Origin of the sequence: Nocardia sp. NPDC056541, assembly GCF_042794235.1 — a bacterium.
In the GTDB taxonomy this organism is placed as follows: domain Bacteria; phylum Actinomycetota; class Actinomycetes; order Mycobacteriales; family Mycobacteriaceae; genus Nocardia.
The window spans coordinates 144,319-156,958 of the sequence record NZ_JBHTUD010000010.1 but is presented as its reverse complement, the minus strand read 5'-3'; the positions used below and the strand labels follow the sequence as shown (position 1 = coordinate 156,958).

Here is a 12,640-nt window from a genome sequence, read left to right as displayed (position 1 = left end):
GAGTCGATCAGATCAGCGCGCTGAGTACCAGCCAGGACACGAACGCCGAGGGCAGCATCGAGTCCAGGCGATCCATGATTCCGCCGTGCCCCGGCAGCAGGGTCCCCATGTCCTTGATGCCGAGTTCCCGCTTGATCTGCGACTCGATCAGGTCACCGATGGTCGCCACGGCCACCAGGCCGACACCGAGCACCACACCGATCATCGAGTTCGCCTCGAGCAGCAGCGTGACGGTCAGCAGACCGCCGATCACGCTGAACACCAGCGACCCGCAGAACCCCTCCCACGACTTCTTCGGACTGATCGCGGGCACCATCGGATGCCTGCCGAACAGCACACCGGCGACGTAGCCGCCGACATCGGAGCACACCACCAGGATCATGAAGGTGAGTACCCGGAGATTGCCGTCGGGTTCGAGCAGCAGCAACGTCGAGAACGCGGCCAGCAACGGAATCCAAGTGAGGGTGAACACAGCGATCGCCGTGTCACGCAGGAAGTTCTTCGGCGCGGTACTGAGGCCGTGGTCGAACAGACGCCACACCATGCACACCAGCGCGGTGGCGGCGAACGCGCCGAGCACCCCACCTGCCCCCCACGGCCAGCCCAGCCAGAACACCGCCTGACCGCCCACCAGCAGCGGAATCCGCGGTACCAGCACATCGGCTTCGCGCAGCCGCTTGGTGACCTCCCAGGTCGCCACGCCGACGCCGATGCCCGCGACCGCGATGAACACCTTCGGGACGAACAACAGGATCGCGATCAACGACAGCCCGAGCGTCAGCCCGACTGCCAGTGCCGCGGGCAGATTGCGCCCGGCCCGTGAGGTCGGGGCGGGCGGCTGCTCGTCCTGCGGCGCGGCCGCGGTCTCCTCGACCTTGTCCGGCATGGGATCCGGTGCCGCCCCGGTGGCGGCGGCGTCTTCGGCCACGATTGTCCCGTCGCTCAACTCGTCGTTCCGTTCATCCCCCGCACGAGCGGGACTGGCGAGATCTGGCGCTCAGACCTCGAGCAGTTCGGCTTCCTTGTGCTTGACCAGCTCGTCGACCTGGGCCACATACTTGGCGGTGGTCTTGTCGAGCTCCTTCTCGGCGCGCCCGACCTCGTCCTCACCCGCTTCGCCATCCTTCTGGATGCGACCGAGTTCGTCCATCGCCTTGCGGCGGACGTTGCGAATCGAGACCTTGGCGTCCTCGCCCTTGCTCTTGGCCATCTTGACCATCTCGCGGCGGCGTTCCTCGGTGAGCTGCGGCACCGAGATGCGCAGGATGTCGCCGTTGTTGGTCGGGTTCACGCCCAGGTCGGAGTTGCGGATGGCGTTCTCGATCAGGCCGAGCGAGCTCTGCTCGTAGGGCTTGATCACGACCATGCGCGGCTCGGGCACGGTGATGCTCGAGACCTGGGTGATCGGGGTGAGCGAGCCGTAGTACTCGATCAGCACACGGGTGAACATGCCCGGGTTGGCGCGACCGGTACGGATGCTGCCCAGGTCGTCCTTCGCCACCGTGACGGCCTTGTCCATCTTCTCTTCGGCATCGAAGAGCGCTTCATCAATCACGACCGAATCCTCCACAGCGTCGTCATCGTCATCGTCCGCGGGTGCGGGGTCACGACCGAACCAGGGTGCCGATGGGTTCACCGGCGACCGCGCGGGCAATATTGCCCTTGATCAACAGATTGAACACCAGCATCGGCATCTGGTTGTCCATGCAGAGACTGAACGCGGTGGCATCGGCCACCTTCAGGCCCTTTTCGATCACTTCCTTGTGGGTGATCTCGGTGAACATGCTCGCATTCGGGTCGACGCGCGGATCGGCGTCGAACACACCGTCGACCGCTTTCGCCATCAGCACCACGTCGGCGCCGATTTCCAGCGCGCGCTGCGCGGCCGTGGTGTCGGTGGAGAAGTAGGGCATGCCCATTCCCGCGCCGAAGATCACGACGCGGCCCTTCTCGAGGTGGCGCTTGGCGCGCAGCGGCAGGTAGGGCTCGGCGACCTGGCCCATGGTGATGGCGGTCTGCACGCGGGTGTCCACACCCTGCTGCTGAAGGAAATCCTGGAGGGCAAGGCTGTTCATCACGGTGCCGAGCATGCCCATGTAGTCGGAGCGCGCCCGCTCCATGCCGCGCTCCTCCAATTCGGCGCCGCGGAAGAAGTTGCCGCCGCCGATCACCACGGCCACCTGCACGCCGGTCTCGACGATCTCGGCGATCTGCTCGGCCACGGTCTGCACGACGTCGGGATCGAGGCCCACTCCGCCACCACCGAACATCTCCCCACCCAGCTTGAGCAGCACCCGGTTGTATCCAGGGCGGTCGTTACCCGGGTCGGTCATGGGTGTCGGTCTCCTTCGGCGAGGTCGAGAGCGGGGCGAGCAGGCGGCATCCATCCTGCCCTATCAGGTTGCGGTCACCCGGAAGTGGGGTCGGTCGATCCATGAGGAAAGCCCCTCCGGCGCGGCATCACACCGCGCCGAAGAGGCTGTTCGTGAAGTTCAGGCGGATCAGGCCTGGCCGACCTCGAAACGAGCGAAACGCTTCACGTTCACGCCCGCCTCTTCCAGAAGCGCCTTGACGGTCTTCTTGGAGTCGGTGACGGCGGACTGCTCGAGCAGCACGACGTCCTTGAAGAAGCCGTTCACGCGGCCTTCGGTGATCTTCGCCAGCGCGGCTTCGGGCTTGCCCTCTTCGCGCGCGGTCTCCTCGGCGATGCGACGCTCGTTGTCGACGACATCGGCGGGCACCTCCTCGCGGGTCAGGTACTTGGCCTTGAGCGCGGCGACCTGCATGCCTGCGGCACGCGCGGCGTCGGCAGCGGCGTCGCCGGTGCCTTCGTACTCCACCAGCACGCCGACGGCGGGCGGCAGGTCCGAAGCGCGCTTGTGCAGGTAGGTGGCGACCGGGCCGTCGAAGGACACGACGCGACGCAGTTCCAGCTTCTCGCCGATCTTGGCCGACAGCGCCTGCACGGCGTCGTCAACGGTGCCGTCGGTCAGCTTGAGCGCCTTGAGGGCGTCCAGGTCGGCCGGCTTGGCCGCGGCGGCCGCGGTCACGATCGCGTCGGCCAGCTGCTGGAACTCGGCGTTCTTGGCGACGAAGTCGGTCTCGCAGTTGATCTCGACCATGACGCCGTCCTTGGCGATGACCAGGCCTTCGGCGGTCGCGCGCTCGGCGCGCTTGCCGACGTCCTTGGCGCCCTTGATGCGCAGCACCTCGACGGCCTTGTCGAAATCGCCGTCGGAGTCGGCCAGCGCGTTCTTGCAGTCCATCATGCCGGAGCCGGTGAGCTCCCGGAGCCGCTTCACATCAGCAGCGGTGTAGTTCGCCATCGGGGGCGAGCCTCCTCGTGTGTGGGGTGCTTGGGTGTTAACACCACCTTGCCGACCGCTTCTGAATTCAGAAGGGCCGGCAAGGTGAACGTAGTGCTACCGGTCAGCTCAGAAGTCGGCCGGGGTGTGCTGTGCCGGGTCGGCCTTGACCTCGGCCTCGGCCTCGGCCGGGGTCTCGACGGCCGGGGCCTCGGTCGCGGCAGCGACATCGGCTTCGGCAGCCGGGGTCGCCGAGGACAGGAGCTCCTGCTCCCACTCGGCCAGCGGCTCGCCTGCGCCGGCTTCGGGCTTCGCGTCGCCGGAAGCCTGGCCCGCGCGGGCCTGCACGCCCTCGGCCACCGCGGAGGCGACGACCTTGGTGAGCAGTGCGGCGGAACGGATCGCGTCGTCGTTACCCGGGATCGGGTAGTCGACCAGGTCGGGGTCGCAGTTGGTATCCAGGATCGCGATGACCGGGATGTTCAGCTTGCGCGCCTCGCCGACGGCGATGTGCTCCTTGTTGGTATCGACGATCCAGATGGCCGAGGGAACCTTGGCCATGTCACGGATACCGCCGAGGGTGCGGTCCAGCTTGGTCATCTCACGCGTGAGCATGAGGATTTCCTTCTTGGTGCGACCCTCGAAGCCACCGGTCTGCTCCATCGCCTCGAGTTCTTTGAGGCGCTGCAGGCGCTTGTGCACGGTGGAGAAGTTGGTGAGCATGCCACCCAGCCAACGCTGGTTGACGTAGGGCATTCCGACGCGCAGCGCCTCGGAAGCGATCGACTCCTGGGCCTGCTTCTTGGTACCGACGAAGAGGACGGTGCCACCGTGGGCGACCGTCTCCTTGACGAACTCGTAGGCCTTGTCGATGAAGGTCAGCGTCTGCTGCAGGTCGATGATGTAGATGCCGTTGCGGTCGGTGAAGATGAACCGCTTCATCTTCGGGTTCCACCGACGAGTCTGGTGGCCGAAGTGCGCGCCGCTGTCGAGCAGCTGCTTCATAGTTACGACAGGCATAGCCTTCGTATCTCTCTTTCGTTGCCGGTTGTCGCGGTCGATCGGCGATCGACTGCCCTGGCGCCACCGAAACCGCCGGACCCGATTCGAAGAATCCGGGACCAGCCGACGATTTCCCTGTTCATCCGCTGGAGAACTCGCGCTGACATGCCCTCGCGGACCGTCTGCATTGCGAGCGACGACCGGATGGACGAGCACGGGTGGCGCGCGAAGTCGGTCCGTGCTGTGCACACGCATTGGCTGCTGAGCACAAACCGCTTGTTCAGTCTACGCGGAGCAGGGCCAGGTCCGAAATCGCCCCTGCGCAAAGACCGCCCATTTCGCGGATGAAGTACGCGATATCCACATGCGGGAACGTTGTCCACATTCCCGAAATCGTTGTCCCGGTGGGGTTGTCCAGCGCCCAGAGTTGGGGCATGAACACTGTGACACGCACCCTGATCACTACATTTCCGCTGCTCTTCGCGGCGGGGGTCGCTGCCGCACCGGCCGCGGCACACCCTGAGAGCGGTGCTCCACCCGCAGCTCGACCCTCCGCTACCGACGTCGCACCAACGGTCCCACACCCCAGCGACCCATCGCCGATATGCGCCGGTGGCGGGGCACACGGGGCCGTGGTCCTGGCCCACCCGCCCGAGCGGGTCGGCCAGGCGACTCGCCCATCGCAACGTGCGGCCGCGCCCGGCACGGTGCCGACAGCGCCGCCCGCGCCCAACCCACAGAACGCGCCCACCTCGACAGGCCGACCAGCGGCGGCCGCTGTTCCCGTTTCGATCATCCTCGCAGCGGCGGTAGCTGTGGAACTCCCGCCGAGGCCGGCGATGGAAGGTGCGCGCAGGAGTGGTTCGCCTGTCCAGCCGCCGGAGCACCCGTCCGGCGCCGTCTCGTGCGGCCGGGAATCGAATGTGGTTCCGGTGACCGTGCCCCGACGGGAACTCGTTCCCGCTCCTGTCCCGGTGCAGGTGACGATTCACGATTTCGGATCCGCGCCGGCACGACCGCAGGGTATGGATCCGAGTGCCGGGGCTCGGTCGGAGATAGGGATCAGGGTGCTGGCCGGAGGCGGGAGCGGGTCGGCGGCGCAGCTGCCCGCGGTTCTGCGGGAGATGCTGCGGGCGCTGGCGGCGCAGCAGCGGGTGCCGACACCACGACCGCACCGCTGAGGCCTCGATGTTCGCGACCCACGACGGTGGGCTGAAGATGGCGGGTCGCGTTCTTCGGCCCGGTTGGTCCCGACCCCGCTCCACAGCGTGGCCAGCTGGCGCCAATCGGCCCGGTCGGTCTGACGCCGTGGCGTGGTCGACGAACCGAGCACCCCGTCATCGATCTGACGCCATCACATCAGCGACCCGCCTGTACCGGGTCGACCAGCCCTGGCCCGGCTGTGATGCGTGGTCGGCGGCACCCGATCGTGGCCGGCGTCCTCGCATTCCCGAGCAGCTGCGACGCGCGGCGCTTCGGGTGCGGTCGATTTTCCGGGGAGTACTCGGGGTCGTCTGTCCGGTGGCCATTGTGCTCAGTGGCGCGGTACCGGCCGATGCGGCGGAAGCGGGGCCGTTCGGTTGGCCGTTGCGGCCGCGACCGGCGGTGGAGCGCCGGTTCGACAAGCCGGAGCGGAATTGGCTGCCGGGGCATCGGGGAGTGGATCTGGCGGGTACCGCCGGGCAGACGGTGCTGGCGGCGGGGGACGGCATCGTGGTGTTCGCGGGGGAAGTGGCGGGCAAACCCGTGGTGTCCATCGATCATCCGGGCGGCTTGCGCACCACGTATGAACCGGTGACGGCGAAGGTCGCGGTGGGAGGCCGGGTGGTCAGGGGTACGGCGATCGGCACGCTGGTGACCGGACACGAGGGGTGTCCGGTCGCCGCGTGCCTGCACTGGGGAGCCCGACGTGAGTCCGGTGCCCACAACCGGCGCGAGTACGTCGACCCGCTCGGACTCCTGCACGAGGTGCCGGTCCGGCTGAAACCGCTGGATCCGTGATGTGACGAAACGCTCCGCCACCCCGCACCTATGACAGCCCGGAGCGGACGAGAATCGAGGTGTGTCCGAGAAATCAGCGCCTTTCACCTATCCCGACGTGGGCGCCACCCGCGCCACGATGCCCGACGGGTACCACCGGTTCCGGAATCGGCGGCCGATCGGCCACGGCCGCGATCTGTTCGAGCGCGCGGCCGCCCACATTCTCGACTTCGGAATTCAGAAGGGCGTCGGCACCTTTCGCGGCGCCGATACCGAAACCGCGCAGCCCGGAACCGAGTTGACCGTCGTCCTCCGCATCGGGCCACTGAACATCAGCGCGCCCTGCCGCGTCGTCTACGTCCTCGACGAACCCGACCGCCGAGGTTTCGCCTACGGCACCCTGCCGGGACACCCCGAGGTCGGCGAGGAACTGTTCGCCGTCGAATACGACCCGACCGACGACACCGTCTACGGCCTGATCACCGCCTTCTCCCAGCCGGGTGCCTGGTACGTCCGTCTCGGCGGACCCGTCGCCCGGCTGATCCAGCGCTGGTTCACCCACCGCTACCTGAACACTCTGCCCACCAACGACTGACGTCGCAGCCCGGCCCGCCCGGGTACGGCCGTCAGAGCAGCGCGGCCAGCGCGTCGGCCTCGGCGCTCAACCGATCGCGGCGATCGATCGCGCCGAGTCGGTCGTAGTCAGATGCCGCGCAACGTCTTTCGTCGATCTCCCGACGGACGATCGCCTCGATCTCGACCTCGGTGAGGTCGCGGCGAACGGCCTCGGCCGCACCGAGGCCGACTGCGCTTTCCTCCACGGCGCCGGCTCGTACGTCACCGGCATCGATCGCCTCCGCGTTGTCGATCGCCGCCAACGCCGAACGCAGCGCCGTGACCGCACCGAGGTCACGGGCCTTCATCGCAGTTTTCAACGCGGCGCGCAGCCGCTCGCGCAGGGAAGTCACGTCCACCACAGTATTTCTGACAACGCCACCGGTGCCGAGTACATCGCAGGGCGAGCGCGCGCTACCCGTTGAGCACTACGGTGACTGCCGCGATGAGGGCGACGGTCGCAACGGCGAGGGTGGTGGTCGCGACGAATCGGTGCGCGGTGCCGCAGTGTCCGCGATCGAGTGCGCGGCCGCGCGACCAGCCGACTCCGGCCACGAGCAGGGCGACCGTGGCGGCGGCGAGCGGGACCGGCCATGCCGGCCAACCGTCGACAGTCGCCTCGTGCACGAAGAGCAGCGCGCAGCCGGCTGCTCCGAGAGAGGTGCGCCGCCAAGCCAGAGCGGTGCGCTCCATCGCCAGGGTCGCTGCGGTCACGACAGCACGACCGCCACACAGGCGAGCACGGCGACGATCGCGATGCCGGCCGACAACACGGGAACCAGGACCGTTCCTGGCAACGGTCGCCCGGTCCGCATCGCGAGATCGACCCGCCGCCAGTGCCGGAAGGCAGCGAGCGCGACGGCCAGCGCCATGATCAGGCAGATCATCGAGATGGCGCCGGCGAATCCGGCCAGCCGAGTCGGCTGCACGAGGGTGTGCACCGCGACGCCGCCGGCGAGCAGACCGATCGCGGTCCTGATCCACGCCAGAAACGTCCGCTCGTTGGCGAGGGTGAACCGATAGTCGACCTCCTCCTCGCCGTCGTCCGATTCGGCCCCGACCTCGGGCAACGTCACGACCACCACCTCCTGCCCCCATCATGCGCTACCCCGATCCACCCACGGATGATCCGCACGAGCGCGGCGCCGATCAGGTTGTCGCCGCTGATCTGTGCGGTGCCGGCGCGGCGCCGATCGTGCGCACTCCGTGACAAGGACTCGCGCGGGTTCCCCGCCCACCCAGAAACTCCCGGAGCGGCACGGTTCCTGAAGCCGACTTCCAGACCGGACACGAGAATAGGCACGTTGCGGGCCAGACCGAGGTCACCTGCCGACGGGTGGGATCGGGCGTAAAACCGCTCCAAGGCGACCGGTCGCCGGGTGGGCCGGCCGCTGACCGCTCGAGTCGGTCGGCCGCGCACGGGACCTGGCCGAGAACCCACTCGACACGATCAGCCATCGAAGTCGACCGGACCGAAGACCGACTCGACACGGTCAGGCGCGGGGGTGGGCCTGGTCGTGGACTCGTTTGAGGCGCTCTACGGAGACGTGGGTGTAGAGCTGGGTGGTTGCCATGCTGGCGTGACCGAGGAGTTCCTGGACAACGCGCAGGTCGGCGCCGCCCTCGAGGAGGTGGGTGGCGGCGCTGTGGCGGAGGCCGTGCGGGCCCATGTCGGGAGCGCCGGGGATCGCGGCGATGACATCGTGGACGACGGCACGCGCTTGGCGCTGGTCGAGGCGGCGACCGCGCTGGCCGAGGAACAAGGCGCGGCCCGAGTTGCTGTTGACCAGCGACGGCCGGCCCGCCCGGAGCCAGGCCTCGAGCGCGGTGTCGGCCGGACCACCGAACGGTACCGAGCGCTCCTTGTTGCCCTTGCCGAGCACACGCACCAGACGACGCTCCCGGTCGATGTCGTCGAGGTCGAGACCGCACAGCTCGCTGACACGAATCCCGGTGGCGTACAACAACTCCACCACCAGCCGATCCCGTAGCGCCATCGGATCCTGCTGCGCCGCCCCGGATTCCGCCGCGACCATGGCCTGTTCGGCCTGACCACGGCCGAGCACCGCGGGCAACACGCGATGGGCTTTCGGAGCCTGCAGGCGCAGCCCCGGGTCGACACCGAGCCGCCCGGTCTCGGTCAGCCACGCGGTGAAAGTCCTTGCCGCCGATGCCCGCCGAGCCAGGGTCGTCCGGGCCACCCCCGCCGCCGCCAGCTCGGCCAACCACGACCGCAGCAACGGCAGATCCAACTCCCGCACCGCCGAATCCGCCGACCGCGCGTACAGATGCTCGAGCAACGACCGCACATCCCCCAGATACGCCCGCACCGTATGCGCCGACCGATTCCGGCCCAACCGCAGATGCCGCCCGAACTCGGTGAGCAACGCGGTCAGGTCATCAGGCAACACATCCATGACCCAACCGTCACCCTTCCCGGTCCCCCACGCAACCCACCACGCCGCCGAGCCGACCGAACGGTCCGCTTCCCCGTACTGCTCGTCTTCGCACCGTCGCCGCCCGGCCCGCGAAGCACTCAGTCGCGATCCCACTCGACCATTGCCGCGCAGCCGGGACAGACCTGTACTCGCCGAAACGTCGATGTCCACACGTCACGCGACCTGCGCTCGCCTGAAACGTCGATGTCCACACCTCACCCCCGCTGGACGCCCACCGTGTCAGCTGGCCCGTCGACTGGATGTCCGAAACCAGCCACCGGAATCGCAGCCGACCAGTTCGGCGAGCTCCAGGCTCGGCAGGACCGCTCGAACCGTGGCCAGGTCCAAGCCGGACTGCTCAGACAGTTCGCGAGGTAGACGCGAGCCGATGGTGGGTAGAGCCGCGTAGATCTCAGCTTCAGCACCGCGCAGGTGGCCGGCGCGGTCCGTCGAGCCACCTTCGCTGACAGGGAGGCGGAGGGGACCCGCTTCGTCGATGATGTCTTCGGCTCGGGTTACCAGCAGCGCCTCGCCGTCTCTGATCATGCGATGACAGCCTGCCGAGGAGGCCGACCCGACCGGCCCCGGCACAGCCATGGCCGGCCTGCCCAGTCTGCGGGCCCATTTCACGGTGTTGCGAGCGCCGCTGCGCAGCCCTGCCTCGACCACCAGAACCCCGTCCCCGAGCGTCGCGATCAACCGGTTCCTCGCCAGGAACTGATGTTTCTGCGCCGAGATGCCCGGCGGGTATTCGCTGACGACCAGACCACTGTCGGCGATGGCGGCGAGCAGGCGGTCGTGCTGCGCCGGATAGGGACGGTCGACACCGCAGGCGAGGACGGCGACGGTGGTTCCACCGACGGCGAGGGCCGCCCGGTGCGCCGCCGCGTCGATGCCGAAGGCCGCTCCGGAGACGATCGTCCAGCCCCGGCCTGCCAGGTCGCACGCGATCTCGCTCGCCACCTGCAACCCGTATCCACTGCTACACCGCGAACCGACCACCGCGACAGCACGTTCGGACGCGGTGTGGAGCGAGAGGGGACCCCGCGCCCACAGCACCAGCGGCACCGCCGCCTCGCGATCGCGCTCGCTGTCGAGTTGGTCGAGTCCGAGCATCCGCCAGCCCGGCCATTCCTCGTCGTCGGGAGTGATCACCCGCCCGCCCAGACGAGCAATCGCCTCCAGATCTGCTGCTGCCGAGTCGATCTCACGCCGCATCGCGGTGGGACCACGCAGTGCCGCGGGCAACTCGTGCTCACGGACAGCACGCGCGGCCTCGCACACCCCGACCGAGGCGATCAAAGCCGACAGTGGCGCACACGGCCCCTGCACCACCCGCGACAGGTACACCCAGGCGAGTCGGCGCTCGTCCGGATCACCGTCGAGATCCACCATGTCGCCGACCGCACGCGATTCGCTCATTGCGCACCTCGCTGCCGGAAGTTCAACGACGACATCACATCCCGCACCGTGGGCAGCTCCCCTTCGCGCAGGTCGCAGACCGTCCAGGCGACCCGGATGGCCCGGTCGGCGCCACGGGCCGACATGCGCCCCAGCCGTAAGGCCGTCTCGATCGGCGCGATCGATTCCCGCGGCAACGTGAATCGCTTCCGCAGAATGTGGCCCGGCACTTCGGCATTGGTCGCCCACCCGTCCTCGCTCCACCGCTGCGCCGCGCGGGCTCGCGCCCGGGCCACGCGTTCGGCCACCGTGCCGCTGCTCTCGGCCTGTTCGTCGCCGAACGTCGCACCGGCCTGCCCGTGCATCTGGACCCAGATATCGATGCGGTCGAGCAACGGTCCCGATAGTTTGCCCAGGTAGCGGCGTCGTGCCAGTGGCGCGCAGATGCAGTCCACATCGCGTGCCGGAGCGCACGGACAGGGATTGGCCGCCAAGACCAGCTGGAAGCGGGCCGGGTACCGGGCAACGCCGTCGCGCCGGGCGATACGCACTTCCCCCTCTTCGAGCGGAGTCCGCAGTGCCTCCAAGACTTTGGTGCCGATCTCGGCGCATTCGTCGAGGAACAGAACCCCGCGATGGGCCCGGCTGACCGCGCCGGGACGGGCCATGCCGGAACCACCGCCGATCATGGCGGTGACCGACGTCGAATGATGCGGCGCGACAAAGGGAGCCAACGTGAGCAACGGCTGCTCGGCCGACAGCGATCCCGCCATCGAATGGATCGCGGTTACCTCCAGCGATTCCGCTTCCGACAGCGGTGGCAGCAGTCCCGGAAGACGTTGTGCCAACATCGTTTTGCCGATCCCGGGCGGCCCGGTGAGCAGCAGATGGTGTCCGCCTGCCGCAGCGACCTCCAGCGCCCAGCGCGCCTCGTCCTGTCCGACGACATCGCTGAGGTCACCGCACGGGACCTGTGTCCCCGGCACGACGCCGTCGGGTTCGAGCAGCTGGCCCTCCCCGCGCAGCCAGGCCACCACTGCCCGCAGACTCGTCGCCCCGAGCACCTCGATCCCCTCGACCAGCCCCGCTTCGGCCACCGCCTCGGCGGGCACGACCACCGTGGGCAGCCCGGCCCGCCGGGCCGCGATCACCGCGGGCAGCACCCCGCGCACCCGCCGAACCCGCCCGTCGAGCGCCAATTCCCCCAGCAGCACCGTTTTCACCAGCCGCTCGCCGGGCACCACCCCGGAGGCGTCGAGCACGGAAACCGCCAGCGCGAGGTCGTAGACACTGCCCACTTTCGGCAGCGTCGCAGGCGAGAGGGCCAGGATCACCCGGCCGTCCGGCCACTTCTCCCCCGTGTTGGCCACTGCCGAACGCACCCGATTGCGCGATTCCTGCAGGGCGGTATCGGGCAGACCGACCAGATTAACCGAGGGCAGACCCTGACCGATGTCGGCCTCGATCTCCACCAGCTGCCCGTCGACCCCCGTCACCGCGACCGACAGCGCCCGTCCGAGCGCCATCAGAACGCGCCGGTCAGATGTTCGATGACCGGCCCGCGCCCCCGCGGCATCAGCACCGACACGACGTCGAAGCGGATGCGCCGCCACGGCCCGTCCTGTTCGGCCAGCCACAGCAGCGCCAGCCGGCGGATGCGCTGCTGCTTGCTGAAGGTGACCGACTCGGCCGGAGTTCCGAACCCCAGCCCCGACCGCGTCTTCACCTCGACGAACGCGGTGATCGACGGGTCCTGGACGATCAGGTCCAGCTCACCGTATCGACACCGCCAATTGCGGGCGACGATCTCCATCCCCGACTCGCACAGATACTGCGCGGCCAGCTTCTCCCCGTACGCGCCGAGCGCCTGTTTGTGTGCCATGAGCGAAAGCATGGCCA

15 protein-coding genes are annotated in these 12,640 nt (G+C 68.5%); 3 read left to right on the top strand and 12 right to left on the bottom strand.

The window, feature by feature from the left end; all coding sequences use genetic code 11:
* Window positions 1–7: 7 nt before the first annotated feature.
* From ACFQ9R_RS19435 to rpsB, 5 genes are all read right to left on the bottom strand, one after another.
* Window positions 8–886 carry a phosphatidate cytidylyltransferase gene (locus ACFQ9R_RS19435; protein ID WP_378992400.1) on the bottom strand — a complete coding sequence of 293 codons (879 nt, stop codon included), beginning with the start codon at window positions 884–886 and terminating at the stop codon, window positions 8–10.
* Window positions 887–997: 111 nt separating this feature from the next.
* Window positions 998–1,555: a ribosome recycling factor gene (gene frr / locus ACFQ9R_RS19430; RefSeq protein ID WP_101468579.1), complete on the bottom strand. Its 558-nt coding sequence runs from the start codon at window positions 1,553–1,555 to the stop codon at window positions 998–1,000.
* Window positions 1,556–1,604: 49 nt separating this feature from the next.
* Window positions 1,605–2,333, bottom strand: coding sequence for a UMP kinase (gene pyrH / locus ACFQ9R_RS19425; protein ID WP_378607015.1), 729 nt, complete (start codon window positions 2,331–2,333; stop codon window positions 1,605–1,607).
* Between the two features lie 168 nt (window positions 2,334–2,501).
* Complete coding sequence (gene tsf, locus ACFQ9R_RS19420; protein ID WP_378992207.1) at window positions 2,502–3,326, bottom strand: translation elongation factor Ts; 825 nt, start codon at window positions 3,324–3,326, stop codon at window positions 2,502–2,504.
* Between the two features lie 108 nt (window positions 3,327–3,434).
* The gene (gene rpsB, locus ACFQ9R_RS19415) at window positions 3,435–4,325 is read right to left on the bottom strand and encodes a 30S ribosomal protein S2 (RefSeq protein ID WP_062989975.1); all 891 of its coding nucleotides are present in this window, start codon (window positions 4,323–4,325) and stop codon (window positions 3,435–3,437) included.
* 914 nt (window positions 4,326–5,239) lie between these two features.
* Between rpsB and ACFQ9R_RS19410 the strand changes: the two genes are divergently transcribed.
* The 3 genes from ACFQ9R_RS19410 (at window position 5,240) to ACFQ9R_RS19400 (ending at window position 6,882) form a co-directional block, all read left to right on the top strand.
* On the top strand, window positions 5,240–5,488 hold the full coding sequence (locus ACFQ9R_RS19410; protein WP_378992206.1) for a hypothetical protein: 249 nt from the start codon (window positions 5,240–5,242) through the stop codon (window positions 5,486–5,488).
* Window positions 5,489–5,828: 340 nt separating this feature from the next.
* Window positions 5,829–6,308 (top strand): M23 family metallopeptidase, encoded by a 480-nt coding sequence (locus ACFQ9R_RS19405; protein ID WP_378992205.1) that lies wholly within the window; start codon window positions 5,829–5,831, stop codon window positions 6,306–6,308.
* Between the two features lie 61 nt (window positions 6,309–6,369).
* A complete protein-coding gene (locus ACFQ9R_RS19400; protein ID WP_378992204.1) occupies window positions 6,370–6,882 on the top strand; it encodes a DUF1990 family protein in 513 nt (170 codons plus the stop codon).
* A 31-nt stretch (window positions 6,883–6,913) separates the two neighbouring features.
* Here ACFQ9R_RS19400 and ACFQ9R_RS19395 read toward each other — a convergent pair whose 3' ends face one another.
* From ACFQ9R_RS19395 to ACFQ9R_RS19365, 7 genes are all read right to left on the bottom strand, one after another.
* A complete protein-coding gene (locus ACFQ9R_RS19395; RefSeq protein WP_378992203.1) occupies window positions 6,914–7,255 on the bottom strand; it encodes a hypothetical protein in 342 nt (113 codons plus the stop codon).
* A gap of 61 nt (window positions 7,256–7,316) precedes the next feature.
* Window positions 7,317–7,616 (bottom strand): DUF202 domain-containing protein, encoded by a 300-nt coding sequence (locus ACFQ9R_RS19390; protein WP_378992202.1) that lies wholly within the window; start codon window positions 7,614–7,616, stop codon window positions 7,317–7,319.
* Entirely contained in the window at window positions 7,613–7,978 is a 366-nt protein-coding gene (locus ACFQ9R_RS19385; RefSeq protein WP_378992200.1) for a YidH family protein, read from the bottom strand. The genes ACFQ9R_RS19390 and ACFQ9R_RS19385 overlap by 4 nt, the downstream gene beginning before the upstream one ends.
* 417 nt (window positions 7,979–8,395) lie before the next feature.
* The gene (locus ACFQ9R_RS19380) at window positions 8,396–9,319 is read right to left on the bottom strand and encodes a tyrosine recombinase XerC (RefSeq protein WP_378626382.1); all 924 of its coding nucleotides are present in this window, start codon (window positions 9,317–9,319) and stop codon (window positions 8,396–8,398) included.
* A gap of 261 nt (window positions 9,320–9,580) precedes the next feature.
* Window positions 9,581–10,762 carry a DNA-processing protein DprA gene (gene dprA, locus ACFQ9R_RS19375; protein WP_378992199.1) on the bottom strand — a complete coding sequence of 394 codons (1,182 nt, stop codon included), beginning with the start codon at window positions 10,760–10,762 and terminating at the stop codon, window positions 9,581–9,583.
* Window positions 10,759–12,267: a YifB family Mg chelatase-like AAA ATPase gene (locus ACFQ9R_RS19370; RefSeq protein ID WP_378992198.1), complete on the bottom strand. Its 1,509-nt coding sequence runs from the start codon at window positions 12,265–12,267 to the stop codon at window positions 10,759–10,761. Before ACFQ9R_RS19370 ends, dprA begins: the two co-directional genes overlap by 4 nt.
* Window positions 12,267–12,623, bottom strand: a complete 357-nt coding sequence (locus tag ACFQ9R_RS19365; protein WP_378992197.1) for a YraN family protein — start codon at window positions 12,621–12,623, stop codon at window positions 12,267–12,269. The genes ACFQ9R_RS19370 and ACFQ9R_RS19365 overlap by 1 nt, the downstream gene beginning before the upstream one ends.
* Between the last annotated feature and the right edge of the window lie 17 nt (window positions 12,624–12,640).

Bases quoted from the DNA above. Each gene is read 5' to 3' on its own strand.
- tsf (WP_378992207.1), bottom strand. From the start codon at position 3,326: ATGGCGAACTACACCGCTGCTGATGTGAAGCGGCTCCGGGAGCTCACC.
- ACFQ9R_RS19435 (WP_378992400.1), bottom strand. From the start codon at position 886: ATGCCGGACAAGGTCGAGGAGACCGCGGCCGCGCCGCAGGACGAGCAG.
- ACFQ9R_RS19370 (WP_378992198.1), bottom strand. From the start codon at position 12,267: ATGGCGCTCGGACGGGCGCTGTCGGTCGCGGTGACGGGGGTCGACGGG.
- ACFQ9R_RS19365 (WP_378992197.1), bottom strand. From the start codon at position 12,623: ATGGCACACAAACAGGCGCTCGGCGCGTACGGGGAGAAGCTGGCCGCG.
- pyrH (WP_378607015.1), bottom strand. From the start codon at position 2,333: ATGACCGACCCGGGTAACGACCGCCCTGGATACAACCGGGTGCTGCTC.
- dprA (WP_378992199.1), bottom strand. From the start codon at position 10,762: ATGAGCGAATCGCGTGCGGTCGGCGACATGGTGGATCTCGACGGTGAT.
- rpsB (WP_062989975.1), bottom strand. From the start codon at position 4,325: ATGCCTGTCGTAACTATGAAGCAGCTGCTCGACAGCGGCGCGCACTTC.
- ACFQ9R_RS19380 (WP_378626382.1), bottom strand. From the start codon at position 9,319: ATGGATGTGTTGCCTGATGACCTGACCGCGTTGCTCACCGAGTTCGGG.